General features: G+C 72.9%; 22 protein-coding genes. 7 read left to right on the top strand and 15 right to left on the bottom strand.

Annotated features, from left to right (window positions below; translation table 11 throughout):
• Positions 1-21: 21 nt before the first annotated feature.
• Positions 22-183: a hypothetical protein gene (locus IEY91_RS37140; RefSeq protein WP_189177298.1), complete on the bottom strand. Its 162-nt coding sequence runs from the start codon at positions 181-183 to the stop codon at positions 22-24.
• Between the two features lie 125 nt (positions 184-308).
• Between IEY91_RS37140 and IEY91_RS37135 the strand changes: the two genes are divergently transcribed.
• A complete protein-coding gene (locus tag IEY91_RS37135) occupies positions 309-944 on the top strand; it encodes a class I SAM-dependent methyltransferase (protein WP_189177297.1) in 636 nt (211 codons plus the stop codon).
• A gap of 160 nt (positions 945-1,104) precedes the next feature.
• On the opposite strand, the gene IEY91_RS37130 is transcribed toward IEY91_RS37135, so the two are convergent.
• Entirely contained in the window at positions 1,105-1,623 is a 519-nt protein-coding gene (locus IEY91_RS37130) for a ribonuclease FAU-1 family protein (RefSeq protein ID WP_189177296.1), read from the bottom strand.
• On the bottom strand, positions 1,604-2,536 hold the full coding sequence (locus IEY91_RS37125) for a GNAT family N-acetyltransferase (protein ID WP_189177295.1): 933 nt from the start codon (positions 2,534-2,536) through the stop codon (positions 1,604-1,606). The genes IEY91_RS37130 and IEY91_RS37125 overlap by 20 nt, the downstream gene beginning before the upstream one ends.
• A gap of 74 nt (positions 2,537-2,610) precedes the next feature.
• Between IEY91_RS37125 and IEY91_RS37120 the strand changes: the two genes are divergently transcribed.
• Complete coding sequence (locus tag IEY91_RS37120) at positions 2,611-3,003, top strand: GntR family transcriptional regulator (protein WP_189177294.1); 393 nt, start codon at positions 2,611-2,613, stop codon at positions 3,001-3,003.
• A 33-nt stretch (positions 3,004-3,036) separates the two neighbouring features.
• Here IEY91_RS37120 and IEY91_RS37115 read toward each other — a convergent pair whose 3' ends face one another.
• Positions 3,037-4,131 carry a DUF5925 domain-containing protein gene (locus IEY91_RS37115; protein ID WP_164326194.1) on the bottom strand — a complete coding sequence of 365 codons (1,095 nt, stop codon included), beginning with the start codon at positions 4,129-4,131 and terminating at the stop codon, positions 3,037-3,039.
• 139 nt (positions 4,132-4,270) lie between these two features.
• Here IEY91_RS37115 and IEY91_RS37110 point away from each other — a divergent pair, with 139 nt between their 5' ends.
• Entirely contained in the window at positions 4,271-5,704 is a 1,434-nt protein-coding gene (locus tag IEY91_RS37110; RefSeq protein WP_189177293.1) for a GH39 family glycosyl hydrolase, read from the top strand.
• A gap of 44 nt (positions 5,705-5,748) precedes the next feature.
• On the opposite strand, the gene IEY91_RS37105 is transcribed toward IEY91_RS37110, so the two are convergent.
• From IEY91_RS37105 to IEY91_RS37080, 6 genes are all read right to left on the bottom strand, one after another.
• Positions 5,749-9,789: a lipopolysaccharide biosynthesis protein gene (locus IEY91_RS37105; RefSeq protein ID WP_373288107.1), complete on the bottom strand. Its 4,041-nt coding sequence runs from the start codon at positions 9,787-9,789 to the stop codon at positions 5,749-5,751.
• Positions 9,782-10,585, bottom strand: a complete 804-nt coding sequence (locus IEY91_RS37100; protein WP_189177291.1) for a polysaccharide deacetylase family protein — start codon at positions 10,583-10,585, stop codon at positions 9,782-9,784. Before IEY91_RS37100 ends, IEY91_RS37105 begins: the two co-directional genes overlap by 8 nt.
• Positions 10,582-11,625, bottom strand: a complete 1,044-nt coding sequence (locus tag IEY91_RS37095) for a glycosyltransferase family 2 protein (RefSeq protein ID WP_229697482.1) — start codon at positions 11,623-11,625, stop codon at positions 10,582-10,584. The genes IEY91_RS37100 and IEY91_RS37095 overlap by 4 nt, the downstream gene beginning before the upstream one ends.
• Positions 11,622-12,437 (bottom strand): glycosyltransferase family 2 protein, encoded by an 816-nt coding sequence (locus IEY91_RS37090; protein WP_164326197.1) that lies wholly within the window; start codon positions 12,435-12,437, stop codon positions 11,622-11,624. The genes IEY91_RS37095 and IEY91_RS37090 overlap by 4 nt, the downstream gene beginning before the upstream one ends.
• A gap of 454 nt (positions 12,438-12,891) precedes the next feature.
• Entirely contained in the window at positions 12,892-13,995 is a 1,104-nt protein-coding gene (locus IEY91_RS37085) for a GNAT family N-acetyltransferase (RefSeq protein WP_189177290.1), read from the bottom strand.
• A 4-nt stretch (positions 13,996-13,999) separates the two neighbouring features.
• A complete protein-coding gene (locus IEY91_RS37080; protein ID WP_164326199.1) occupies positions 14,000-14,443 on the bottom strand; it encodes a hypothetical protein in 444 nt (147 codons plus the stop codon).
• 232 nt (positions 14,444-14,675) lie between these two features.
• On the opposite strand from IEY91_RS37080, the gene IEY91_RS37075 reads away from it, so the two are divergent.
• Positions 14,676-15,497, top strand: coding sequence for an SGNH/GDSL hydrolase family protein (locus IEY91_RS37075; protein WP_164326200.1), 822 nt, complete (start codon positions 14,676-14,678; stop codon positions 15,495-15,497).
• A gap of 48 nt (positions 15,498-15,545) precedes the next feature.
• Here the strand turns inward: IEY91_RS37075 and IEY91_RS37070 are convergent, their stop codons facing one another.
• The 4 genes from IEY91_RS37070 to IEY91_RS37055 are packed head-to-tail and all read right to left on the bottom strand — an operon-like array spanning position 15,546 to position 21,809.
• Complete coding sequence (locus tag IEY91_RS37070) at positions 15,546-17,306, bottom strand: serine/threonine-protein kinase (RefSeq protein WP_229697480.1); 1,761 nt, start codon at positions 17,304-17,306, stop codon at positions 15,546-15,548.
• Positions 17,307-17,348: 42 nt separating this feature from the next.
• Positions 17,349-18,908 carry a nickel transporter gene (locus IEY91_RS37065; RefSeq protein ID WP_189177289.1) on the bottom strand — a complete coding sequence of 520 codons (1,560 nt, stop codon included), beginning with the start codon at positions 18,906-18,908 and terminating at the stop codon, positions 17,349-17,351.
• A complete protein-coding gene (locus IEY91_RS37060) occupies positions 18,905-20,227 on the bottom strand; it encodes a tetratricopeptide repeat protein (RefSeq protein ID WP_189177288.1) in 1,323 nt (440 codons plus the stop codon). The genes IEY91_RS37065 and IEY91_RS37060 overlap by 4 nt, the downstream gene beginning before the upstream one ends.
• A gap of 1 nt (position 20,228) precedes the next feature.
• On the bottom strand, positions 20,229-21,809 hold the full coding sequence (locus tag IEY91_RS37055) for a DUF4331 domain-containing protein (RefSeq protein WP_189177287.1): 1,581 nt from the start codon (positions 21,807-21,809) through the stop codon (positions 20,229-20,231).
• Positions 21,810-22,054: 245 nt separating this feature from the next.
• On the opposite strand from IEY91_RS37055, the gene sigK reads away from it, so the two are divergent.
• From sigK to IEY91_RS37040, 3 genes are all read left to right on the top strand, one after another.
• The gene (gene sigK / locus IEY91_RS37050; RefSeq protein WP_164326205.1) at positions 22,055-22,597 is read left to right on the top strand and encodes an ECF RNA polymerase sigma factor SigK; all 543 of its coding nucleotides are present in this window, start codon (positions 22,055-22,057) and stop codon (positions 22,595-22,597) included.
• The gene (locus tag IEY91_RS37045) at positions 22,594-23,442 is read left to right on the top strand and encodes an anti-sigma factor (RefSeq protein WP_164326206.1); all 849 of its coding nucleotides are present in this window, start codon (positions 22,594-22,596) and stop codon (positions 23,440-23,442) included. Before sigK ends, IEY91_RS37045 begins: the two co-directional genes overlap by 4 nt.
• A gap of 116 nt (positions 23,443-23,558) precedes the next feature.
• Positions 23,559-23,831: a hypothetical protein gene (locus tag IEY91_RS37040; RefSeq protein WP_164326207.1), complete on the top strand. Its 273-nt coding sequence runs from the start codon at positions 23,559-23,561 to the stop codon at positions 23,829-23,831.
• Positions 23,832-24,014: 183 nt separating this feature from the next.
• Here the strand turns inward: IEY91_RS37040 and IEY91_RS37035 are convergent.
• Positions 24,015-25,578: helix-turn-helix domain-containing protein (locus IEY91_RS37035; RefSeq protein WP_229697479.1), on the bottom strand; the 1,564-nt coding region annotated here is incomplete at its 5' end.

The following is a 25,578-nucleotide window of genomic DNA, read 5'->3' as shown; positions in this document are numbered from 1 at the left end:
GCGGGCGCGGCCGCCCTGGGGCTACTCGGTGGGCCACCAGACGCGCTGGACGTCTCTGCGGACCTCGGGCCGCTCCCGGGCCCGGCGGTCGGCGCCCTCGGGGCCCTCGAGGGCCTCGCGGTTCTCCCGCGCCCGGCGGGTTGTGGACTTCACGACGGTCTTGTGCACGGTCACTCGGCGCATGACGGCCTCCCTGCCTACCCGTCCTGCCGTACCCACCTAACAGCTCGGTGACACGGCGGTAGACCAGTCCGGGGAGCGTTTCTCATCGCGGGCCGATTGTCAGTGGCGGGTGTCACGATCGGCGCATGACGTTTGACGTGGGGACTTGTGAGGGCGACGACGGCTCGGCCATCGACTGGGACGCGCAGGCCGCGGATTTCGACGAGGAGCCGGACCACGGCCTGCGGGACCCCCAGGTGCGCGCGGCCTGGGCGACCCGCCTCACCGACTGGCTCCCGCCCGAGCCGGGCGACGTCCTGGACGTGGGCTGCGGCACGGGCAGCCTGTCACTGCTCGCGTCCGAGCGGGGGCACCGCGTGACGGCGGTCGACCTCTCCACGGAGATGGCGGCGCGGGCACGCGCGAAGCTCGCGGGGCACGACGCCCGGATCCTGGTGGGCGACGCGGCCCGCCCACCCGTGGGCGACTCCCGCTTCGACGCGATCCTGTCCCGCCACGTCCTGTGGATGCTCCCGGACCCGGAGGCGACCCTGCGCCACTGGCACGCACTCCTGCGCCCCGGCGGCCGCCTGATCCTCATAGAGGGCGTCTGGGGCACGGTGAGCCCCGTGGGCATCCCGGCCACCGACCTCGTACGGGCACTGACCCCCTTGGTCCCGCACACCCACGCGGAGCGGCTGTCGGGGGACGCGCGGCTGTGGGGGAGGGCGGTGGAGGACGAGCGGTACGCGGTGGTCGCGGTGAAGGCGGCCGAGGGCTGACGCCCACAGGGGACGGGGTTCCTGGGGGCCGGCCTTCAGGAACCGCTCCTCAAGCACCGGAGGAGCTGTCTTCCCCACCCACTTCAGTTGTCAGGGCGGGTGGGTGGGGGAAAGCCCGTCCGGCGATCGAGGACGAGGCCGGAGGCCGATGAGGCTGTCGTCAGAGGCCGGTTCGGGGGAAGGAGTCGCCTGCCTTCGCCAGGGCTTCCAGGTCGTCCAGGGCCTGGAGGGCCGCGGCTGCTGCGGCAGGGTCTGCTGTCGGCAGCGTGCTCTCAGTGAACTCGTCCTCGTCGAGGCGGAGGATGGTGGTGCGGTCGGCGGAGCACCACAGGTCGAGGTCCAGGTCCTCGATGGTGAGGACGGTGGATTCGACGGTGGCGGGGCGGGTGACGTCGCAGTACCAGCCCTTGAGGGTGCCGCCGGCGGCGTAGACCTCCTTGACGGCGTACCAGCGGTCCCGCCAGAAGTGCTCGACGAACACGTCGCCCGGCTCGAAGCGTACGAAGCCGAAGTCCCGTACGCCCGCGCCCGCCCAGGGCGCGCGGACCGTGACGCGGGTGCCGTCGTCCGCGAGGAGACGCGCCGGGTAGCGGATCTTCGTGCGGCCCGCCTTGCGGAGGACGACCTCCACGTCGGGCGCCCCGACCGCGCCGGACGCCTCAACCGAGGGTGCGGACATGACGTACCTCCGTGTCACAGATTTCGTAGCCGAAGTATTTGTTGATCGCGAGCATCGGGCCGTTCCCCGCGTCGTTGCCGGTGAACGCCTCCGTGAAGCCGGCGGCGCGCGCCCGGTGCAGCGAGTCGTTCTTGGCGAGCTTGGCGAGACCGCGCCCGCGGTGGGCGCGGGCCGTCCCCGTCATGCCGCTGGAGTAGCGCGACGCGTCGTCGGTGCGGGCCATGCTGAACGCGGCGGGACGGCCGTCCACCACGGCGACGGTCGTCAGCTCCTGGTTCATCAGGGGGTGGTGCCAGGTCTCCGCGAGCCAGTGCTCGTAGTCGGTGAACTCGGCGGCCACGTCGCTCGGTTCGTCCGCGACCGTCTCCGCGTCCAGGTCGAAGAACGGACGGGGATCGGCGGCGAAGTCGGCGCCGGTGCGCAGCTCGACACCGGCCGGCAGCGGCGGGCGGGGCGGCAGCTCGCCGTTCGCCAGGTCCAGGCGGAGGAAGTGCGCGGAGCGGCTCGCGCGAAAGCCCCGGCGGGCGGCGAACGCGCGGTTCTCCGGGGTGTCGAGGACCCACGAGTACAGGGTCGTCGCGCCCTTGCCCGCCAGATACTCCTCCGCCGTGCGCAGCAGCAGCGAGCCCGCGCCGAGGCCGCGGCGGCCCGGGTGGACGTAGATGTTGGCGGAGCCCTGGCCGGGCTCCGGGCTGTCGTACGCGATGCTCGTCTGCGCCGTGCCGATCACCTCGCCGCCGCTCTCCGCGACCAACTGGAGGTAGTGCGCGTCGGGATGGGCGTGCGCCGCGTCGAACGCCACGGAGGCGGACGTGGACAGCATCGCGGGCAGGCAGGCGCGGCGGACCGCGGCGAACGCCGTGGTGTCCGCAGGGTCGGTGGGGCGCAGGGCGCGGACCAGCACTTCCGTCATGGTGCGGACGGTACGCGTCGTGCGCGGCGGGTCGCCTCTCCTTTTTCCCCGGCGGGGTGCGGGACAATCGCCGCGTGACGTTGAAGATCGTGATCGATGAGGGTGCGGAGGGCCGGGCCGTGCCCGCGCCCTACGAGCAGGTGCGGGCGCAGATCGCCGAGCAGGCGCGGGGCGGGGGGCTGCCGGTCGGGTACAAGCTGCCCACCGTGCGGGGGCTCGCCGAGGGGCTGGGGCTCGCCGCGAACACCGTCGCCAAGGCGTACCGGGCGCTCGAGGAGGACGGGGTGATCGAGACGCGGGGGCGGAACGGGACGTTCGTGGCCGCGGCGGGGGACGCGGCCACGCGGGGCGCGGCGGGGGCGGCGCAGGCCTACGCCGAGCGCGTCCGCCGCCTCGGCCTCTCGGAGGAGGCCGCGACGGCGGCGGTCCGGGACGCGCTGCGCGCGGCGTACGGGGCGGCGGGCTGAGGGCAGGCCTCCCCGGCGTTTCCCGTCGGCGGACTAGAGGTACAGGCCCGCGTCGGCGCCGTCCCGGGCCGACGGCAGGGACGTCGGGGTGGAACCCCGGCGCAACGCGTACAGCTCCGCAAGGGTCGCGCCCTCGCGCGGGACGCCCTCGGGCGTGCCGAGCCAGTTGACGGACTCCGTGACGGTGAGGGGCCCGACCTCGATGCGGGCCAGGCAGCGGCCGGGACGCACCACGGCGGGGTGGAGCCGCTCCAGGTCCTCGTTGGTGGTGACACCGACGAGGACGTTGCGGCCCTGCCCGAGCAACCCGTCCGTGAGGTTGAGAAGCCGCGAGAGGGCCTGGCCCGCAGTGTGCTTGGCCTCGCCGCGGATCAACTCGTCGCAGTCCTCCAGGAGCAGCAGCCGCCAGCGGCCCTTCGCCGTGCCGTCGTCCTCCCCGATGGCGATGTCCATCAGATAGCCGACGTCGGTGAACAACCGCTCCGGGTCGAGGACGCAGTCCACCTGACACCAGTCCCGCCACGACCGCGCGAGCGTCCGCAGAGCCGAGGTCTTGCCGGTGCCCGGCGGCCCGTGCAGCAGGAGAAGGCGCCCGGAGATGTCCTCCGGGGTGGTCTTCATCAGCGTGTCCATCGCGTCGGCCACCGGCGCGGTGTAGTTCTCCCGCACCTCGTCCCACGTACCCGCGGAGATCTGCCGCGTCGTACGGTGCGGCCCGCGCCGCGGCGAGACGTACCAGAACCCCATCGTGACGTTCTCCGGCTGCGGCTCGGGCTCGTCCTGCGCCCCGTCGGTGGCCTGTTTCAGGACCTCCTCGGCGAGCTCCGCGGTGGTGGCGGTGACCGTGACGTCCGCCCCGCGGTTCCAGCGGGAGACGAGCAGCGTCCACCCCTCGCCCTCGGCGAGCGTGGCGCTGCGGTCGTCGTCGCGGGCGGCACGGAGCACCGTCGCGTCCGGCGGGAGCAGCGCGGAGCCGGGCTTGACGCGGTCGATGTTGGCGCTGTGCGAGAACGGCTGCTCGCCGGTGGCGAAGCGGCCGAGGAACAGCGCGTCCACGACGTCGGACGGGGAGTCGCTGTCGTCGACGTTGAGCCGGATCGGCAGGGCGTCCTGAGGGTTCGCAGACATGCCGCCATGATCCGACACGCATACGCCCTCGTGCACGCGGTTTCCCCAGTGCGCCGCGCCGCGCCACCCCACCCGCCGATACCGGACGGTCCTGCGGAACCCCTCCGACCGCCGTGGCACGCGGATACGCTTGCCGGTGATGGGACGTCATGGGTGGAGCGCGGAGACACGGCGGTGGCGTCTCACCGCCCTCATCGGCGTGGGCCTGACCGCCCTGGCCCTGGTCGTCACCGTCCTCACCCTGCCCGGCAAGGACGGCGGCAGCACCGCGGGCACGACCCCGGACGGCGACAAGGTGCACGGCACCCCCGCGCGCCCGCCCGGCGCCCCGGACCCGCGCGTCGGCTGGGGCTTCACCCACACGCAGTACAGCGCCGACGCGGGTGAGCCGGCGGCCGTCGAGCGCGCCGAAAGCCTCCTGAGGGACCAGCCGCGCCCGCTGCCGCAGATACAGCACATCATGGGCTGGGGCGCGGGCAACCCCGAGCCGGTCAAGGGGCGCTACGACTTCGGGGCGATGGACGGGCGCATGGACCTGATCCGCGCCACCAAGGGCACCCCGGTCGTCACCCTGTGCTGCGCCCCGGACTGGATGAAGGGCGGCAAGTCCGGCTCCGACAACACCAACTGGAGCCAGGCCTCCCTGGAGACCGCGCCCCGCCCCGAGCACTTCGACGACTACGCCGCCCTGGCCGCGACGGTCGCCAAGCGCTACCCGGACGTACGGCACTTCATCGTCTGGAACGAGTTCAAGGGCTTCTGGAACACCACCGAGCGCCGCTGGGACTACGAGGGCTACACCCGGCTCTACAACCTCGTGTACAAGGCCCTGAAGAAGGTCGACGAGAAAATCCAGGTCGGCGGGCCCTACCTCGTCATGGACAGCCTCGACCCGCGCCAGACCGAGAACGCCTCGAAGACCCTCAGCGGCCCCTGGGGCCGCCTGGACCAGCGCCCCCTCGACGCCTTCGACTACTGGAACAAGAACAAGGACGGCGCCGACTTCGTGGTCGTCGACGGCGCCAGCTACACCGAGGACGACGAGCTGCTGCCCGACGAGTTCCGCGCCACCGACAAGTTCACCGCCGTCGGCCGCTGGCTGCGCGAGCGGACCGGCGGCCTGCCGCTGTGGTGGGCCGAGTACTACGTGGAGCCGGGCGACAGCCAGGACAACCGCGACGACTGGTCCGAGGCGCACCGCGTCGCCGTGCACGCCTCCGGCCTGATGGCGATGGCCCGCGGCGGCGCGACCAGCGGGTTCTACTGGAACCCGCAGAAGCGCGGCGAGAAGGGCGAGAAGTGCGCGGGCTGCCTGTGGAGCCCGACGCAGACCGCCGGCGGCGGCCGCGAACGGCCCATGCTGCGCCTGCTCGCCCGCTTCGCCGACGCCTTCCCGCCCGGCACCCGGTACGAGAAGGTGTCCGTCGCCGACGACGACGTACCGAACGTACGCGTCCTCGCCGACGACAAGGCCGTCCTCGTCGTGAACACCCTCGACCGGCAGATCAGCGCGCAGGTCGACGGCAAGCGGTTCGACATGGCGGGGTACGAGGTGAAGTGGCTTACGCGCTGAGCCACTTCACCTGAGCCACGCGGGCGACGCCCCGGTCGTCCGGCCTACGCCATCGTCAGGAACCGCTGGATCAGCGACGCCACGAACACCGCGAGCAGCGGCAGCGAGAACCAGAAGCTGCTCTGCAGCCAGCGCTGCTGCCACACGCTCGGCGCCGCCGCCACCCGCACGACCTCGCGCACCGCGAGGAGCACGATCAGCGCGAGCACCGCGAAGGCGCCCACCACCGTCCACGGCGTCCACGTCACCTTCGGTCCCGCGGGCCCCGGGGCCGCCTTCGCGACCGGTCCTTCGGGCTGCGCGCGCAGGGCGTACAGCGTCGCGTCGGCGTTGGAGTAGACCTTCTTCAGCTCGGAGCGCCGGTCGAGGTTGTGGGTGAGGCGGGTGTCCCAGTTCTCGGGATACCCGGTGTCCATCTGGAGGTAGACGGTCTGGCTGCGGTTGATCATCAGGTACGAGTTGGGGCCCGCGTCCTTGAGCGCCTTCACCAGGCCGGACACCAGGACCGGGTCGGGCGGCGCGAGCGTGGGCACGTACTCGACCTTCTCGGCGTCCTGCTTGCCCCAGGGGATCGCGGGCGTCACGTTGGTGACGGTGTCGTTGCTCATCCACAGCAGCCGCGCCGTCGGGTCGTCGTGCGCGTACACGTACTCCATGGCGGCGACCTCGCCGGTCCTGACCCGCTCGAAGGGCTCGTTGCCCCAGCGCGCGATCAGGAAGCCGCCCATCAGGACCAGGCCCGCCAGCAGCGCGGCCAGCGGCGCGAGGCTCACCCGGTCGCGGTCGCGCTCCTTCGCGGTGACGCCGGTGCGCGGGAACAGCGCGAGCCCGGCGAGCAGGGCGGCGCCCGGCAGCGCGAACATGAAGACCCGCAGTGCCATCTCACCGCCGTAGCTCTGCATGCCGAAGCCCAGGAACGGCACGAAGGTCAGGACGAGCAGCGACACCTCGCGGTACTTGTGCCCGCGCCGGCGCAGCCAGCCCCAGCAGGCGAGCGCCATCACCGAACCGGCCAGGGCCACGCGCACGTACAGCACGAGCTTGTGCGTCGAACTGCCGCCCTCGATCCGGCCGGAGACCGACGACGACACATTGCCGCCGACCCCGCCCACCCCGCCGAACAGCTCGTCGAAGTGCCCCGACCAGTAGGGCTCCGCGAAGAAGCCCAGCCACACGGCGACCAGGACCCCGCACAGCAGCGGAAGGCCGCGCAGTTCGCAGCGGCGCAGCACGACCAGGGCCGTCAGGACGCCGAGCATCACGAACGGCGTGAGCTGGTGCGCGGGCACCGTGCCCGCGAACAGGCCCATGAGGACGAGCAGAAGCACCGCCTGCTGACGGCGGTTCGCGGGCTCGACCTCGGCCTCGCCAGGGCGCCGCTTGGTCCAGATCACGCGCGGCGCGCGGAACCACACGAGCAGGATCGCCACGAACGCGATGTACAGCAGATACGTGAAGCCCTGCGGCGAGAAGTAGTCCTGGCCGACCCAGCCGCCGAGGACGAAGATCCACAGGCCCGCCCACTTGGCCCGCCAGCTCGCCCGCAGGGAGCGGGTGAGCAGCAGCATCGGGGCCAGGTAGAGCAGTTGGATCGCCGTCGGCCACCAGCGGATGACCTCGGTCATGTCCGAGACGCCGCAGGCCTTCGCGACGAACGCGGCCGCGGCGAAGAAGCCGGGCCAGCTCCAGCGCGCGTCCAGGTCGGGCACCGCCGTGCCGGTCCGGTCGATGTACTCCAGGAAGCCCAGGTGCTGCCAGGCCGTCGCGAACCGCGGCTCGGTCTCGATGACGGCCGGCAGCGCGTGCAGGGACACCACGGTGGCGACGAGGGTCAGCAGGAGCAGCCATCGGTTCGGCCGCTCCAGCCACAGCAGCGACGCGAACACGCCCACGAGCAGCACGGCCCCGGCGAGGGTGGGCAGCGGCAGCACGGAGATGAGCCCGAGCCCGCCCATCCGGTCCAGGTCGCTCTCGCCGAGCCCGAACACCGGCACCCAGTACAGGCCGAGGGCGGCGAGGAGCAGGGCGGTGAGGACGAGGGTCTTGCGGGGTTTCCTGTACGTGCGTGGGGGCGCGGCGGCCGTGGGGGTCGCCGTGGCCACCGGGGCCGGGGGAGCGGTGGCGGGCGCACCGGCCGTGGGCGGTGTCGCACCGGCCGCGGGCGGCGTCGCACCGGCCGAACCGGCTTCCGGGGCGGGCGACTTCACGCCCATGCCCGGCACGGCGGCAGCCGGACCCTGGCTCACCACGGTCGGCCAGGGCTCCTTCGGGGCCCGGTCTTCCCCGGCCTCCGGTGCGTCTTCGTCGACCCGGCCACCGGCCTGGGCGCCTTCCGCGCAGGGCACCGCTTCCGAGGCGGACCCCGCCGCCTCGTCCACTCCGCCCGCCTCCGGCGGATCAGCGACAGGCGCCCCGCCGGAAACCGCCCACGTCGGACGGTGACCCTCCATGTCATCCCCCTCGCCCGCCCCCGCGGGCCCCCGTGCCACCGGCCCGAAACGCACGTCCGGGCGGCGTTCCTGATGGTCCAGGTCGATCTGGACCGCCAGTTGCAGTGTGTCGGAGTCGAGGGACTCGCGCAGCGCCCAGGCCGGGCCGCGGCGCTCCTCGCCCGTCGCGTGCGGCGGTAGCGCGGCCGCGGCGGGGGTGCGGGACGCGGGCACCTCCTTGGCGCCCAGGTCCGCGAGATCGCCGTCCGGTGCCGCGCGGTCGGCGGGCGTCGTCGCCCCGGCGCGTGTGATGGCGTACAGCTTGGGCGCCGCGATCGCCACGATCACCGCGAGGCTGCAGACCTCGGCGACCCCCGCCCCGGTCAGCCCCATCCGCGGCAGCAGGATCAGCGTCAGGCCGAGCACGAGCACGCACAGCAGGCCCTGCAGCCAGGCGAGACCGGAGGTGCGGCTCTGCGCGCGAAGGACCGCGAAGTACGTCTCCATGACCACCCGAAGGGCCGCGCCCACCGCGAACCAGCGCAGCAGCGGGGTCGCCGCCTCCGAGTAGCCCTGGCCGAACACGTGCAGGATGTACGGAGCGCCCAGGAAGAGGAAGCCGCACACCGGGAGCATGATCCGGGTCATCCGGCGCAGCGCCGCGCGGGTGTTGGCGGCGAGCCGCGCCGGGTCGTGCGCGCCCTCGACGGTCAGCGACGCGCCCATGTTGATGGCGAGCAGGTTCGTGGTGCCGCCGATGGTGGTCGCGATGTAGAAGTACGCGTTGTCCTCGGAGCTGACCTGCGCGGCCACCATCACCGGAACGAGGTACACCACGGCGAGCGAACACAGCGAGCCGGTGTAGTCACCGGCGAGGAAGCGGCCCAGCTCGCGCAGCGACGGCGGCCGTGCCCTGCCCTCCGTGGCCCGCACATGGCGCGGCACCAGGCGCCGGAACACCAGCCAGCCGAGCGGCACCACCGAGAAGGCGATGGCCGCCACCCACGACACGAACACCCCGGCCGTGGGAATCGCCGCCGCGACCACGATCAGCAGCCCCAGCTTGACCACGGAGAACACCGTGTTGCCCACCGGCACCCACAGCGCGTTGCGAAGCCCGGTGAGCACGCCGTCCTGGAGCGTCAGGAGCGACCAGGCCACGACCGCCGCGACGAAGCCGACCCCGGCAAGCGGCCCGTGCAGGAAGCGGTACGAGGGCCCCCACAGGTCGAGCGTGAACAGGAAGATCAGCGCCGCACAGGCGACGACGACCGAACTCCCCGCGTACGTACGGAAGATGAGCTTGCCCGTGTGGCGGCCCGCCACCGGGATGAAGCGGGCGAGCGCACCCATGAGCGTGACGGCGGTGATGCCCGCGAGGAGCTTCATCGCCGCGATGGCCGCCGAGCCCTGGCCGACCGCCGACTCCGAGTAGTACCGGGCGGCGGCCAGCCAGAAACCGAGGCCGAGGAGACCGGATATGCCGGTGTTGAGCATGAGCGCGTAGGCGTTGCGGAACAGCGGGTTGCCGCCGCCCCCGCCCGCCCTGGAAAGACTCATTCTTCGCGGCCTGCCGGTCTTGCCCGACGACGGCGTGCCGCCGGTCCCTGTGGCGGTCCCAGTGACCTCTGCCTGTGCGGTGGTCGTGTCAGACACGGGCGCGAGCTGCCTTCCGGCGGGCCTGTCGGGCTCTGCGAACTATGGCGTATCCCTTGCTGAGCACCCGGTCCCTGGCGTAGGACCGGCCGATCGAGCGGCCCAGGAGCAGCCGTTCGAACTCGCCGAGCCCAGTGCAGCGCCGCACCGTCACCCGCCGCAGCGCGTAGGGCCCCTGGCGGCGCTGCGCCAGGCTGTTGCCCACCGCGAGCGACTGTGCGAACCCGGCGGTCCGCACCGCGCACCGCACCCGGCGGCTGGAGTAACCGTAGGGGTAGGCGAACGATACCGGCGCGGTGCCCAGTTCGTCGGCGAGGATCTCCTTGCACCGCACGAGCTCGAACCAGAGCGCGTCGTCGGTGAGCTGGTCGAGTTGGGGATGGGTGTGGCTGTGTCCGCCGATCTCCGTGCCGGACGCGGCCAGTTCGCGCACCTGGTTCCAGCCGAGCATGGTGTCGAGGCCGCCGCCGGTGTCGTACTTCCCCGTCAGCCAGCCCGTCGCGACGAACAGCGTCGAGGCGAAGCCGTGCTTGGCGAGGGAGGGCAGGGCGTGCCGGTGCACGCCCTCGTAGCCGTCGTCGAAGGTGATCAGGACGGGTCTGGTCGGCAGCGGGCGGCCGGGATGGCGCCAGTGCCAGGCCAGTTGGGCGGTGGTGAGCGGTGTGCAGCCGAGCGCGCGCACCACCTCCATCTGTTCCGCGAACGCCTCGGGCGAGACGGACAACTCGTGCGTGGCCTCATTCGGCAGCCGCGCGACCGAGTGGTACATCAGAATCGGTATGCCTCCGGTGCTCATGCGGCGGCCTCCTTGCCCCCCGTGCCGTCGGCGCCCCCGGCGTCGTCGGCGGCCCTCGCCCCGGACGCGGCGCCGGTCACGTCCACGACCGCGAACGTCGCGCCCGAGCGGCGCGCGCGCACGCTCCCGACGACGTACCCTCCCGCGGCCGCCGCCACGCCCGCCACGATCGCCCCGGCGCGGCCTGCGCCACCGGGACCTCCGAGCAGGGCGTCCCGCAGGCCGAGCCCGACGCCGGCGGGCAGCACCCGGGTGGTGTAACGGCGTTCGGACTCAAGTCCCTTCTGCGCGCCCACACTTCGGGAAACCAGGGCCTTCGACACGCCCTCCGCGTACGCGCGCGTGCGGAAGTAGCCGAAGCGCTCCCGGGCGGTCGGCACGCGGTGGTGGATGATCGCGCGGTCGTCGATGAGCAGCACCGCGTCCGGGCGGGCGCGGGTGAGCCGGATGCACAGCTCGGTCTCCTCGCCGCCCAGCGGGAGCTTGTCGCCGTCGCGCCCGATGCCGTTCGCGAAGCCGCCCGCGATCTCGAAGGCGGTGCGCCGGAAGGAGGCGTTGCCGCCCAGGACGTTGCGCACCCGCACCCGGCCCGTGGGATGGCCCAGGTACATGCAGCCGACGACCCAGTCGAACTCCTCGGGGAACCAGGCGGGTCTGCGCCCGGAGGCCCACGCGGGCAGCGTGCGGCCGCCGACGGCGAAGACCAGCGGGTCCTCGTACCCCTCGGCGAAGCGGCGCAGCCAGTCCCGCTCGGCGACGGCGTCGTCGTCGAGGAAGGCGATGATCTCGCCGCCGGACTCGGCGATGCCGGTGTTGCGGCCCGCGGACAGGCCGCGGGGGCCCGCGTTGGCGAGCACCCGCACGCCCGGCGTCTGTTTGTACTCCTCGGCCAGGCGGTCCAGGAGCGGTGTGTTGTGGTCGACCACGAGCAGGGTCTCGTGGGCCGCGTGGGACTGCGCGCGCACCGAGGCGACCGCCGCGAGGATGTCCTCCCAGCGGTCCTCGGTGTACACGCAGACGACCACCGAAATGGAGATCAAGAAGCCTCTCCCCGGTGCTGCGGCAGCGACGGCGTACGTGAACCCTGCTGCTTCCTGCGCTTGTTGGAGCGCTCGGTGAGGATCACCTTGAGCACGCGGAGGCCGTCGCGCACGGCGCTGAGGTTGCTCACGCCGTGGATGCGCAGGTACTCGTGGCTCGGGATCTCCTGGACCTTGAGTCCGGCCTTGACGACCCGGATGTTCATCAGGGTCTCGACCTCGAAGCCGGTGCAGTCGAGCTCGATCTTGTCCAGGCAGTGCCGCCAGAACGCGTTGTAGCCGTAGCACAGGTCCGTGTAGCGGGCCCCGAACTTGGCGTTGACGACGGAGCACAGGACGTGGTTGCCGAGCTTGCGGATGAAGGTCATGTCGTCGGTGCCGCCGCCGTTGGCGAAGCGGGAGCCCTTGGCGAAGTCCGCGCCGGAGACAAGGGCGGAGACATAGCTGACGATCTCGTGGCCGTCCGCGGAGCCGTCCGCGTCGACCATGACGATGATGTCGCCGGTGCAGGCCTCGAAGCCGGTGATGAGCGCGTCGCCCTTGCCCTTGCCGAGCTGGCGCACGACCTTCACGTCCGGCCACAGTTCACGGGCCACGGCGACCGTGTCGTCGGTGGAGTTTCCGTCCACCAGGACGACTTCATGGATCCATTCCGGCAGTGTCTTGAACACGTACGGAAGATTCTCCGCCTCGTTCATGGCAGGAATCACGACGCTCACCGGTGGCGCAATCGCCAGATGCGAAGAAACCGGCCGGTATTCATGCTGGCTGGGAATGGCGGGCAATCCCACCTGGCGCACTACTGAACTCACGAGTCTGGTCCCTCTCGTCCGGTGGACCGCCCGCCCCCGGGCGGTCCGGCTGTGGGTCCGGTTCGAAAGGGGGGATTCTCACTGCGGTCATGGCGGAATGGATCTCCGGGCATGCCGAGTGAGCTGGCATAACTGCGCGGCACGTGTTCCGGCAGAAATTCGATCACCGGACACGGGCACCCCCCTACCGCGCCCCGCCCCGAACCATCGCGGCCTTGAGCCCTCCCCTAGGCCGACTGCCGATGGACCGATGCGGGTGGATGTACGACGGTATTGATGCTTGCGACCGTATGGCAAGACCTGGAACGGGGTCTCACGTTTTCGGATATTTGACCGTTCTCATCGGACGCGGTGAACGTGTCCGATTACGCTGTTCGCCGGTGCTCCTGGCCGTTCCTTGCCGTTCCTTCGGCGTTCTCCCGAGCGCCGTTCCCTGCCGTTTCCTGCGCACTTCCTACTCTTTCCGGTGCTCGGAACGGATCTTTCCCAGGCGTTTGAGCAGGCGATCTGCAGGACCGAACAATTCCGGTCGGCTTACGACGGTGTTGCGCAGCGCCCGGACCGGCGCCCGGTGCATGCGATGGCCGAGAGCCATCGGGTGGCGCAACGCCACCCACCCCTCGGACACGGTGAGTTCCCGTGTCTTCAGGGAGTCCTTGTATCTTTTCTGGCCGCGCCCGAGGTCGAGATGCGCGATGCCGTCGGCGGCGCCCGCCTCGGCCATGCGCAGATGAAGGAGCAGCCCCGGCGAGTAGCGTGCGAATTCCGGGGCGTACGCCGGGAACCAGCTCACGAGCACGCGCTCGCTGCGCAGACCGAAGTGCGCGGCCACCGGCGCGCCCCCGGCGTAGAGCACGGAGAGCACGCCCGCGAAGCTGTCGCCGCGGGTGTGGAAGAGCTGGTCCACGAGCCGGGTGATCCAGTCGTGCGCGAAGCGGTCGCTGCGGCCGGTCCTGCGGTACTGCGCGGACTTCCAGCCCATCAGCGTGCGCAGCGCCTCGGGGTCGCGCTCGTCGTGCACGTAGCGGATGTCGCCGTGGTCGCGGGCGAGGCGGCGGCCCTTGGCGAAGGTGGAGCGTACGAACTTGGGGGAACGGTCGCGCAGTTGACCGAGGTAGGCCTCGTACCCCTGATCGAGATCCATGACCGGGGACGGGAAGAAGCCGGACGCACCGCTCTCGAAGGGAGCCTGGCCGGCCGCGAGGTGGTCGAACTCCCACATCGCGAGCCCGCAGTCGCGCAGGAACCGGCGCGCGTCCCAGGAGAAGCCGGGGCGGTGCACCACCCCCTGGCAGTCGGAGATGCCGAGGCCGACGGCCCGGCCGACGCCGGATCTGGATCTCTGGAACGCGAAGTACGCGGCGGGCTCGCCCTTCTCGCGGGCGACGGCCACCCGCACGTTCTTGCGGACCCGCGCCATGGCGAGCGTGAACTCCGGTGCGAGGAAGGGGTTGGAGAGGTCGGGCGAGCCGTTCAGATGTGCCTTGGACTGCATGGCGGTCCACGCCACCCGGTCGGCGGCGGTGAGTTCGCCGGGGCGGTGCACGGTGATCTCCACGTCATCAAGTCCGTCTACTCGGGGCGCGGTGACGCAGTCGCCGCGCCAGTGCCGACAGGAAGACGAGCGCGCTGACCCCGGCGATCGCGGCGACACCGCCGCGGATCGACCACACGTGCAGGGCCAGCATGGCCTGGGCGACGAGCAGATCGAGCACGAGGGCCCCGCTGGCGCAGGCCACGGCCCGACTCCACCCGTCGAGACCTCGCAGCCAGTGGGAGAGGGCGAAGCCTGGAGCGGCGAGGAGGAAGAACAACACGAAGGGGGCACGCAGCGGCGAGGTGAGGTCAAGGAGCGCGAAGGCCGCCCCCACGCATCCGGCGGCCACGCCCACGCCCGCGAGCAGCGGTGTCAGGTCCGCGGGCGCGAACGCGCGCGGGGCTCTGTCAGGGTCCTGCTCGGGCCGTCCCGACCCGGATGACGCCGACTTGGTGCTGATGCTCTGCATGGGCGACTTGCCCCCCGAAGCGCCGGATGCCGGGCTTCAATGTGGCCCAGTCTGCGGCAATCGTCAAGATGCGGAGGGTCTGTGCAGATGTTCGTTGTAGGACCGTGGTCCGATCGATGAACTCTCCGGGCGGGAAAGGGAATTACTGAAGAATTGATTGACATGGACACTATCGACGACGGGTGGTGCGTGCTACCACTGTCGAGGCAGAAATCCTGCTAAGGGAGGTTCCATGAGATTGTCCCGATTCACGGCATACGCTTCCTCGCTCCTCCTCGCCGCCGCCTGCACCCTCACCGGGGTCACGGCGGCGCATGCGGATTCCGGCAACGACCGGGCCGCGGCCCCCGCTTACGTGGCCCTCGGCGACTCCTACTCCTCCGGCGTCGGCGCCGGCAGCTACGACGGCGGGAGCGGCAACTGCAAGCGCAGCACCCGCGCCTTCCCGGCGCTGTGGGCGGCCGCCAACTCGCCCTCCAGCTTCAGCTTCACGGCGTGTTCCGGCGCCCGCACCGGTGACGTCGTCGCGAACCAGTTGGGGCCGCTGAACTCCGGCACCGGCCTGGTGTCCGTATCCGTCGGCGGCAACGACGCGGGCTTCTCCGACGTCATGATGACCTGCGTCCTGCAGTCCGAGTCGAACTGTGTCTCGCGCGTCAACCAGGCCAAGGGGTACGTGGATTCGACGCTGCCCGGCCAGCTCGACAAGGTGTACTCCGCGATCAAGGGCAAGGCGCCGTCCGCGCGCGTGGTCGTCCTCGGCTACCCGCGCTTCTACAAGCTGGGCGGCAGCTGCCTGGCCGGTCTGACCGAGGGCGAGCGGCGCGCGATCAACGGCGCGGCCGACCACCTCAACACCGCGACCGCCAAGCGTGCGGCCGACCACGGCTTCACCTTCGGCGACGTCACGTCCACGTTCTCCGGGCACGAGATCTGCTCCGGCGACGCGTGGCTGCACAGTGTGAACTGGGGCAACATCGGCGAGTCGTACCACCCGACCGCCGCGGGACAGTCCGGTGGCTACCTGCCCGTCTTCCGCGGGGCGGCCTCCTGAGCCTTCCGTGTCTTCCGTGTCTTCCGTGGGAACAGTTCTGACGGAGTATCAGGGTTCGTAGGTCGAGGAGGGGCTCTCGCCGCCGCCGGTGTCGCCGCCGCCCGTGTCACCGCCTCCGGTGTCGGCGCCGCCGGTCGTCGGGGGCTCCTCCTCGCACGTCACGGAGTAACCGACCGCGTGTGACGTGATGTTGGCGGGGGAGCGGACCTCGACGTGGATGCTGTTGCGGTGCGTGCCGGGGTCCGTCCAGGACGGCACCTCGACGTGATTGACCTGCTTGGTCTTCCCGCCCCCTGACGGGAACGAGAGCGTCTTCCAGGCCGGGTCGCTGGACGAGCCCTCGGCGGTGACCCAGCGGTAGCGCACGTCCACCGGCACGCGCCCCACGGTGAACGTCGCCGTGAACGACGGCGCCTCGGCCGCCGGTACCGGGCACGGGCCGGTGTACGCGTCGCGGTGGGCGGTGACGGACACGCGCACGGACTGCACCGGGGTGGTGGTGCCCCCGCCGGTCCCGCCGCCGCTGGTCGAACCGCCCTTGTTGCCACCGCCGTTGCCGCCGCCCGTGTCGCTCCCGCCGTTCGTGCCCCCGCTGTCGCCGGTGCCGCCGTCGGTCCCGCCGCCCCCGGTGGAGCCGCCGTTGCCGCTCCCGCCGCTGTCGCCGCCCGAGCCCGCGTTGTCGTCCCCGGTGCTGCCGCCGTTGCCGCCTCCGTCGCCCGAGTCGTTCACCAGGGCGTACGTCACGCCGCCGATGGCCAGGGCCATGGCGGCCAGGCCCGCGACGAGGACGGCGGTCGCGCGGCGCGAGCGGGCCGGGGACGCGACGGTCGTGGTGGTGCCGGGGAAGGGCGTGCCGGGCTGGGGTGTGCCGCCGGTCGGCGCGCCCGCAGCGAAGCCCGCGGGCGGGGGCGGAGGTGGCGGCGTGGTGGCGGGCTGCGAGTGGGCGGTCATGGTCGGCTGGTTCAGGAACGACGACTCCGTACGCGCCGTCCGGCCCTCCGCGACAAGGCGCAGGTCGCGCTCCGCGTCCGCGGCGAGCGAGCGCTCCGCGGGATCCTTGCGGAGCAGCCCCGCGATGACCGGGGCCAGCGGACCCGCGCGGTGCGGCGGCGGCAACTCCTCGTCGACCACGGCCCGCAGCGTGCTCAGCGGGGTGTCGAGACGGAACGGCGACACGCCCTCCACGGCCGCGTACAGCAGCACGCCGAGGGACCACAGATCCGACTCAGGACCCGGCCTGCGCCCCAACGCCCGCTCCGGGGCGAGGAATTCGGGCGATCCGACGACCTCGCCGGTCATGGTGAGCGCCGAACTGCCCTCCACCATCGCGATCCCGAAGTCGGTGAGCACCACCCGGCCGTCGTTCGACAGGAGTACGTTGCCCGGCTTCACGTCGCGGTGCAGCACGCCCGCGTCGTGGGCGGCGCGCAGGGCGCCCAGGACCTCGGCGCCGATGTGCGCGGCGCGCTGCGGCGTCATCGGTCCCTCGTTCTCCAGGACGTCGGACAGGGCGAGGCCGCGCACCAGCTCCATCACGATCCAGGGGCGGCCCTCCTCCGTGGCGACGTCGTACACCGTCACGACATTGCGGTGCGGGATGCGGGCGGCGGCCCACGCCTCGCGCTCCAGGCGGGCGTAGAGCCGGTCGACCTCGCTCGCCGGGAGGCCCGCGGGCGCGCGGACCTCCTTCACGGCGACCTCGCGGCCCAGGACGTCGTCACGGGCCCGCCAGACGGTGCCCATGCCACCCTCGCCGAGCGGTGCAAGGAGGCGGTAGCGCCCCGCGATCACTCGTGCTTCGTCGGTCACGAGCCCCCCATTCGCAGGCGTGCGATTCTCCACAAAAGTAGCTCAACCGAGCGCTGTTGCAGCCCCCTTGAACACCAATCCACACCCGAGGGCGAACACCACGCACGCGGAGCCGAGCGGCGCGAACCGGTGCGTGAGTCCGGCCAGTCGGCGCCGCCCCCGCAGCCGCCGCCCGGCCGCCGCCGTGACCCGGCCCCCGAGCCGCACGACGAGGAACCCGGCCGCTGTCAGCGTCAGCGCGAGCCCCGCCCCGTAAGCCAGCACGAGCAGCAGTCCGAACCACGCCTCACCGAGCGCGGCGGCGCCCACGAGCACGACGACGGCGGAGGGACTGGGCACGAGACCGCCGGCGAACCCGAGGAGGAGGGTGCCGCGGAGGGTGGGCGGTGGGTGGTGGTGGGTGTGGCTGTGCGGGTGCTTGTGTCCGTGCGGGTGTTCGTGGGTGTGCGCGTGCCCGTGGGTGTGTCCGTGTCCGTGCGTGTGTTCGTGATCGCCCGTGTGTACGTGGCCGTGGTGGCCGTGCGCGGTTCGGCGGCGCCAGGCCCTGCGCAGCAGCAGCGCCCCCGCGCCGGTGACGAGGAGGCCACTGGCGACACCGAGCCACGCCACGACGGACGGCGCCGCGGCCGAGCCGCCCGCGACGAGCAGCCCCAGCGCGACCACGCCCAGCGTGTGCGTGACCGTCACGGACGCGGCGAGCGGCAGCACGTCGCGCAGGGTCGCGCTGCCGCGCGCGGCGGCGGTGGCGGCCATCAGGGTCTTGCCGTGACCGGGGGCGAGGGCGTGCAGGGCGCCCAGGAGTACGGCGGTGGCGACGGCAAGGAGGGCGAACGTCCAGGTGAGGTCGTGCCGGGCCACCAGTCCGGTGAGGGCGTCGGTGGCGGCGCGGGGCAGGGCGGAGGCGGGCGGTGCCGGGTCCTCGGCGAGGGCGGGGCCGCCGGGTTCGGCGCGCAGGGAGGCCGTCGTGGTGTCGGGCGGGGAGGAGGTGAGGTCCTTCGGGTAGCGGGTGAGGGCCTTGGACGGCGAGGTCGCGGGAACATCGGTCGAGGTGAGGGTCATACGGTCCCCGCGCGCCGTGACCTCACGCCAGCCGGGCGCGGCCTGCGGGGCGGCGCGATAGCCGACCGCGAGGTCTTCCTGCTCCGGAACCCGGGCGTCGAACCGACACTCCACGCGGATGGTGGGCAGCCCCGCCTGGCCTTGCCGCACAACGGCCCGACCGGCACGGACCCTAAGCGGCGCCGCACGCCCACCCACATCGACCCGCGCACCCACGGCGGCCGTTCGACACCGCTCCCTGGCCCAACTCTCCTTCCCCGCACGCTTGATGTCCGACTCGGCCTGCGAGGCCGGAATCTCGGCGAGATCCTCGACGTGGTCGACCCGGAGTTGGCCTGGGGCCAGGGTGAGCGCGTCGTGCTGATTCACGGTGAAGTTGCCGAGGGGGTGGGCGGAGGCGGGAGCGGCGGGCAGCACGAGAACGGCACCCAACGCGATCCCCCCGAGGACAAGCCCTCGCCGAACGCAGGACCGGGGGCCGCGGCGCCGGCCCACCCACCGGCCGGCAGAAACACACGAAAGAACCCGCACCAGAACCCTCATCGCAACCCCTCCAACAGCCGCTCCGCATCCCGCGCCCCCGTAGGGGAGAAGCCGGGGTTGAGCCGGAGAGCGGCGCCGAGCCATCGGCGCGCCCCCGCGTCGGAACCCGCGCGGAGCTCGATCACCCCGCGGTGGTGGAAGAAGGCGGCCTCACGGAACCCCGTGGCCGTGGCCCGCCGGGCGAACGGCAGCGCCTCCTCGTCACGGCCGACGGCATGCAGGGCCCAGGCAAGGGCGTCGGCCGTGTGCACGGTACGACGCCGCTCCCACTCGGCCCGCGCCGCGGCGAGCGCCGCCTTCCGGTCCCCGTGGTCCGCCGCGGCGAGCGCGGTGTCCAGGTCGGGGTTCACCCCGTTGGCGCGGGCGAGCCGGGTCCAGGCGTCGACAAGGCGGTACTGCTCACCGGCCCGCCCCAACTCCCCGCGTACTTCGTACAGTTCACCGAGCGCCACCAGCGCCCCGGGCAACGGCTGCCGCGCGAAGACACCCCGCAGATCGGCGATGGCCCCCGCCGTCTCGCCCCGAGCGGCCCGCACCCGCCCCCGCGTCTCCAGCGCGGGAACGTACCCCGGGTCGGCCCGCAGCGCGACGGCGCACCGCCGGGCCGCCTGCGCGTAATCCCCCTGCCGCCAGGCGAGTTGGGCGAGCGCCGTGGCGACGTACGCGACATCCCCGGGCGCACGGGCGGAGGCCAGCGCGCGCTCAAGGGCCCGCCGCGCCCCGGCGACGTCCCCGCGCAGCTCCCGTACATAGGCGTAGCGCGTGAAGACGGGAATGCCGGGCCGTCGCGAGTCGGCGGTGCGGACGGCCTTCAACGCCCTTTCGTACGCGCCGAGTTCGACGAGCGCGTCGACCCGCGTGGCGAGCGCTCGCTCGCTGTAGGGGTTCACGGCCAGGGCGCGGTCGGCGTACCGCAGCGCGCCCCGGAAGTCGTGCCGCGCGGCCGCGAGGGCGCCCTTGCCCGCGAGCGCCCCGTCGTGGCCGGGCCGCAGCGCGAGCGCCCGGTCCAGGGCCCGCTCGGCCTCGGCGTACCGCGTCGGGTCGGCGTGCGTGCGCGCCTGCTCGACGTACGCCGAACCGAGCGCGGCCCAGGACGCGAAGTCCCGCGGCCGTACCCGCACCCGCTCCCGCAGCGTGACCACACCGCGGTCGATGTCACCCGCCCGCAGCGCGTCCGGCGGCGCCGGATACCGGCCGGGCGGGGCGGCCGCCGTCGACGGCCGCCCCTCCTCCCGCAGCCCGCCCGCGACCACCGCGCCCGCGGTCAGCGCGACCGCGAGGGCGACGGCGGCGAGCAGCCGCCCGGAGAGCCGAGCCATGTCAGCCCCCCACCGGCCCGGAACCACGCCCGCGCGGCCCCGCGCCCCCGGCCCGCGTGCGCCACCACAGCAGCCCGAGCGCCACGAGCAGCAGCCCGGCACCCCCGGCTGCGGCGGACGCCACGAGAACGGTGTCCTCGGAGTCGCCCGAGCCCTGCGAAGTGCTGCCAGGCATCGCGCCGCCGAGCGCGTCACGTGAGCCGCTGCCGGAGCCGCCGCCCTTCTCCGCGAGCGGCCCCCGCGACCCCGACGTGGGCAGCGCCACGTACGGGAAGGACTTGCCGAACTCTCGGTCGTTGGCGTTCACCGCGTCGCCCAAGTCGTTCTTCTGGCCCACGAGTTCGCCCTGGACGACCTGGAGGGAGATGTCCAGGACGTCGTCGCCGAGCCGCCTGCCGTTGGGATAGCCCGCGTTGTCACCGTCCAGGACACCGAGCCGTTTCGGCGACGCGGTGGGCTTGACGGACGTGTTGAGGCGCAGCGCCTCCGCGGGCCGCACGTTCGGCGGCTGGTTGAGGTCCTTCACACCGGTCAGGAACACCGACGCCAGGTCGTTGCGGGGCTCCTTCGGCGCCTTGATCTTGTAGATCGACTCGATGAGCCGCGGCAGCTCCGGCTTGGTGACGTACGGCAGGAAGTCCTTGTCGTTCCACGGCGACGAGGCGTTGAACTTGTCCTTGTCCTTCATCGGGACGACGACCTCGTTCACCAGCGGTGCCCCGAGCCGGGAGACCTGCGTCCACTTCCCCGCGGCGTTCCTGCGCTGCGTCGTCGACCAGACGCCGACGGTCGGCTGCTTCTCCGACTGCCGGATCGTGGCGGACGGCACCTGCAGGGCGACGGAGTTGACGTTGTACCCGGCGAGCGTGTCCCGTCCGACCTCCGAGAGGTCACCCCCGTACAGCAGGTCGAAGACCCGCAGATCCAGGAAGAACGGGTCGTCCGCCTGCCCGGCGAACGCGGTGGTGCCGCCCGGCAGCTTGCGCACGGCCTGGTCGCGCAGCTTGCCGTAGTTCGGCATGGACGCCTTGCCGACGTGCGACGGCGCGACCGGCAGATCGTCGGCGACCTTCGTCGTCGACACGGTCTTCTGGTCCTTCAGGCGCAGCAGATCGATGTCGTACGTCTGCGTCACGTTGAGGTCGGGGTCGTCGAGGCCCGTCACGGGGCCCGTGTTGTAGAGGAAGGTGTCGCCGTTCTTCGTACGCGTGTCGAAGGTCCAGCGGTACAGCAGGTCGCCCTGCGCGTCGCCGTCGCTGTCTATGTGCACGTCGTACCTGGCGTCCTCCGCGAACGTGTAGAAGTTCGGGCCGCCCGCCGGCTCCTCGAACGGCAGCCAGTTCGCGACGATCGTCGTCGTGTCGGTCCTGTCGGGGCTGACGAACGCGTACACGTCCGTGTTGTCGTACTGCGGCTGCCCCGAGATCAGCGGGGCCTCCCGGTGGCTGGAGGCGTGCGCCGCCTCCGGTCGAAGCGTGCCGGTCCCGGCGGCTGCGAGCCCCCCGGCGGCCAGCGCGCCGCACACGAGCCCGGCGATACGGGCGTTGCGTCGCCTCGCGCGGGTCCTTGCGACTGCGGTCATCGCGTCCGTCCTCACTGTCGTGGTGCGGCCGCGCGCACGTCCGCGCGGTCCGCCTGACGCACGCCATTCGGCGCCGGGCCCGGAGCGGATTGGCGCGGATGCGAAGCGAATTCGGAGCGGATCCGGCGCGGCCCCCGGGCGGGCCGACGGCCCCGTGCTTCGGCACCAATCCGGTCCGGGGTCTCGCACCGGATCCCCGGCGCGGCCAGAATTGGGCGCCCGGGGGAGCGGGAGAGGGGGACACGGTGGACGCGGACGAGCTGTTGCCGCTGGTGGCCCGCGGGGACCAGAAGGCGTTCGAGGAACTGTACGGACTGGTGTCCGGGCCGGTGTACGGACTGGTCCGCAGAGTCCTGCGCGACAGTGCCCAGTCGGAGGAGGTCGCCCAGGAGGTACTCCTCGAACTGTGGCGCACCGCCGCCCGCTACGACCCGGCGCGCGGCTCCGCCCTGTCCTGGGTCCTCACGCTCGCCCACCGCAGGGCCGTCGACCGCGTACGCAGCGCCCGCGCCGCCGGCGAACGCGAGCGGCGCGCCGCCGAGCGCGCCGAACCACCCCCGTTCGACCAGGTCGCCGAGGAGGTCGAGGGCACCCTGGAGCGCGAGTGGGTGCGCCGCTGCCTGGAGCGCCTCACCGACCTCCAGCACCAGGCCGTGACGCTCGCCTACTACGACGGCTACACCTACCGCGAGGTCGCCCGGCGCCTGTCCCTGCCGCTCGGCACCGTCAAGACCCGCATGCGGGACGGCCTCCTCCGGCTGCGCGACTGTCTGGGCGCCGCCGCATGAGAGACACGGGCACCGGCCTGCTCGGCCGCATCCGGCAGGCCGCCCTCGAACTGCGCCTCGGCCTGCGCGTCGGCCGCCCCCCGCACTCGCTCGCCGTGCCGTACGCACTCGACGCCCTCGACCCGCACGAGACCCGGCGCTTCGAGCGGCACCTGGAGACCTGCGCGCGCTGCACCGACGAAGTGCGGGCGCTCGCCGCCGACACTCTGCGCCTGGCGCGCGCCGCCTCCGTACCGGCGCCCCCGGATCTGCGGGAGCGGATCCTGACCGCCGTACGCGCCACCGAACAGGAGGCGCCTGAGCCCGTGGCGGACCCGGGGGCGCGGGAGCGCCGGACCGCCCCGGCACGCCGCGGTCGCCTTCTCGGTGTGCCCGCCGTGCCCGTCGCGCTCGCCGCGTCCGCCGCCGTGCTCGCCCTCATCGCTGCCGGAATCCTCGCGTTCGCCCTGGTCCGTACCGATGACCGCCTCGACGAGGAGCAGGCCGCCGCACGTGAGATCGCCCACGTCCTGGCCGCGCCGGACGCCCGCTCGGCCGACGCGCGGGACGCCCGCGGGCGCGGCCTCGGCGTCGTCGCCTCACGCTCCCGGCAACAGGCCGTGGTGACGCCCAGCGGCCTCGGCGGGCCGCCCGACGGGAGGGCGCACCAGCTCTGGGTGATGCGCGCCGGGGCGGCGCCCCGCTCGCTCGGCCTTCTCGACGGGGAAACGCCGGTCGTCGCGGACGATCTCAGCGCACGTGCGAAATCACTCGCTGTCACCGTCGAACCCGAGGGCGGCTCGGAGCGGCCCACCACCTCCCCGATTGTCCAACTCACCCTGGAATCAGTTGGATTCGGAGAGTAATCGTCAACCTCCTTGCGGAGAAGGTGAATCCTGCGACCGGGATACACGAGTGTCATGGTGGGGCGATAGGGTTAACCTGCCCTGGGCCGGGTGCCCTCGTACGGGTGGGGAGTGACATGGAACAGATAACAGTGCGCAGCAGGGCGAGGGTCCCTGCGATCACTTGTGGGAGCGGCGCGAGCAGTTCGCGTCTCGACCGTCATCTCTCGGTGCTGGGCGGCCCCGCCGTCCCGCAGCGCGAGGCGGCCGAGGCGACGCTGCTGATGCGCGAGCTCACCTCGCGTGACGCCGCGCACGACCGCGGTAGCGGCAGGCGTGCCCGGGTCCGCCGGGTCTCGCTGTTCGCGCCGCTGCGCAGGTTGCGCCGCTCGCTCTTCGGCAGTCACTGACCGGGCGCGGGCGCCCCTCGCCTCGGCCTGTGGCGTCCGTCGCACGGCGGTTCTCACCGCCCCCGCCCTTTCCGGGGCAGGGGCCACCCCCTTCACTTCCTTGCCTTCTTTTCCTTGCGTGACGCTTTTGGCAGGTCCCTGACGGGAGTCGCCCGCTCCTCCCCGCCCACGGGTGACTCCCCGTCAGCCGGTCGCGTGCTCCACCTCGGTCTGCTCGGCCTGGAGGCCGTGGCGGGCCAGGTCGCCGCGGGAGGACACACCCAGCTTCGGGTACGCGTTGTACAGGTGATAGCCGACCGTCCGCGGCGACAGGAACAGTTGGGCGCCGATGTCCCGGTTGGTCAGGCCCGCCGCGGCGAGGCGCACCACCTGCCGCTCCTGCGGGGTGAGCCGGTCGAGCGCGAGCTGCCCCGAGCTCTGCCGGGTGCGGCTCTCGCCGGTCGCCCGCAGCTCGGCGCGGGCCCGCTCCGCCCACGGCGGCGCCTCCAGCGTCTCGAACGCCTCCAGGGCCGCCCGCAGCGGGGCACGGGCCTCGCTCCTGCGGCCCGCCCTCCGCAGCCACTGCCCGAACAGCAGCCGGGTACGAGCCCGTTCGAAGGGCCGCCCGTCGTCGGTGTGCAGCCGCAGAGCCTCCTCGTACGCGGCGTGCACGGCGTCGTCGCCGGTCCCCGCCTCCGCGAGCAGCGCGCGGCAGCGGGCCGCGATCGCGCGGGCCCAGGGGGCGCCCGTGTGCCCGGCCCAGTCGGCGTACCGATCGGCCAACTCCCGTACCCCGTCGGCGTTTCCGGTGCGGACGGCGGCCTCGACGTGGTCGGGGACGCAGTACAGGGCGACGGTCGTGTGGGCGGCCGGGCCCGCCGCCAGGTCCTGGTAGCCGCGCAGCGCCGCCTCGTGGCGGCCGAGGGTCAGGTCGAGCAGGGGCTGGGCCGCCGCGCTCCACACCCGGCCGGGCGGGGCCTGCCCGGGGCCGATCGTGCCCGCCAGCTCCTTGACGCGGGTCTCGTCGCCCGTCAGCGCCGCCAGATACGCGAGGACGCCGCTCAGCTGGGCCGCGTAGTGGCGCTGCCCGCTGTCCTCGGCGATGCGTACGCCGTCGGCCGCCCCCGCCAGCGCGCAGCCGTGCCGGCCGAGCAGGATCCGGGCGCGGGCGCGCAGCAGCAGGACCAGCGGCAGCGGCCCGATCGCGCCCTGCTCACGGCACTCGCGCTCCAGCTCGGCGGCGAGCGCCACGCCGTTCTCCAGGTCGGCAAGGGGCGCGAACCACGCCGCGATGGACGCGCGTTCGCGCAGGCCGAGACGATGGTCCTCGGTACGCAGATAGGTGAACAGCTCCCGCAGCGGCGGCAGCGCCCTGCCCGGGTCGCCCGCCGCGAGCCGGGCGAGGCCGTCGACGGCCGGCAGATACGGGGGTGAGCCGGGCGGCGTCCCGAGGCCCAGCGCCGCGACGCGGCCCGTCACGTCCGCGATGGACGGGTGGTGGCCCGCCACCCACGCCGCCGTCATCGCCTCGTACAGCAGCAGCGCCGCGCGGTCCGGGGCCCGCTCCGCGATCGCCGACGCCGTGTCCACGAGGACCTTGTGGGCCGCGTCGAACTCGTCCCGCTCGCGCGCCACGCTCGCGCGGACGCGGGCGAGGCGCGCGAGAAGCGCCGGGTCGGTCAGGTGCGGGGCGGCGCGCTGGGCCAGGGCGGCCGCGTGCTCGCTCTGGCCCGCGTCCGCCGCCGCGACGGCCGCGAGCGCGAGCCCG

Source organism: Streptomyces lasiicapitis (genome assembly GCF_014646335.1).
Classification (GTDB): domain Bacteria; phylum Actinomycetota; class Actinomycetes; order Streptomycetales; family Streptomycetaceae; genus Streptomyces; species Streptomyces lasiicapitis.
The sequence above is the reverse complement of the archived record's forward strand: the minus strand, read 5'-3'. Positions and strand labels throughout refer to the sequence as shown.

What these genes read in the sequence shown, in the direction of transcription:
- IEY91_RS37140 (WP_189177298.1), bottom strand. Translation starts at nt 183, where the DNA reads ATGCGCCGAGTGACCGTGCACAAGACCGTCGTGAAGTCCACAACCCGC.
- IEY91_RS37135 (WP_189177297.1), top strand. Translation starts at nt 309, where the DNA reads ATGACGTTTGACGTGGGGACTTGTGAGGGCGACGACGGCTCGGCCATC.
- IEY91_RS37130 (WP_189177296.1), bottom strand. Translation starts at nt 1,623, where the DNA reads ATGTCCGCACCCTCGGTTGAGGCGTCCGGCGCGGTCGGGGCGCCCGAC.
- IEY91_RS37125 (WP_189177295.1), bottom strand. Translation starts at nt 2,536, where the DNA reads ATGACGGAAGTGCTGGTCCGCGCCCTGCGCCCCACCGACCCTGCGGAC.
- IEY91_RS37115 (WP_164326194.1), bottom strand. Translation starts at nt 4,131, where the DNA reads ATGTCTGCGAACCCTCAGGACGCCCTGCCGATCCGGCTCAACGTCGAC.
- IEY91_RS37110 (WP_189177293.1), top strand. Translation starts at nt 4,271, where the DNA reads ATGGGACGTCATGGGTGGAGCGCGGAGACACGGCGGTGGCGTCTCACC.
- IEY91_RS37100 (WP_189177291.1), bottom strand. Translation starts at nt 10,585, where the DNA reads ATGAGCACCGGAGGCATACCGATTCTGATGTACCACTCGGTCGCGCGG.
- IEY91_RS37080 (WP_164326199.1), bottom strand. Translation starts at nt 14,443, where the DNA reads ATGCAGAGCATCAGCACCAAGTCGGCGTCATCCGGGTCGGGACGGCCC.
- IEY91_RS37075 (WP_164326200.1), top strand. Translation starts at nt 14,676, where the DNA reads ATGAGATTGTCCCGATTCACGGCATACGCTTCCTCGCTCCTCCTCGCC.
- IEY91_RS37065 (WP_189177289.1), bottom strand. Translation starts at nt 18,908, where the DNA reads ATGAGGGTTCTGGTGCGGGTTCTTTCGTGTGTTTCTGCCGGCCGGTGG.
- IEY91_RS37060 (WP_189177288.1), bottom strand. Translation starts at nt 20,227, where the DNA reads ATGGCTCGGCTCTCCGGGCGGCTGCTCGCCGCCGTCGCCCTCGCGGTC.
- IEY91_RS37055 (WP_189177287.1), bottom strand. Translation starts at nt 21,809, where the DNA reads ATGACCGCAGTCGCAAGGACCCGCGCGAGGCGACGCAACGCCCGTATC.
- IEY91_RS37045 (WP_164326206.1), top strand. Translation starts at nt 22,594, where the DNA reads ATGAGAGACACGGGCACCGGCCTGCTCGGCCGCATCCGGCAGGCCGCC.
- IEY91_RS37040 (WP_164326207.1), top strand. Translation starts at nt 23,559, where the DNA reads ATGGAACAGATAACAGTGCGCAGCAGGGCGAGGGTCCCTGCGATCACT.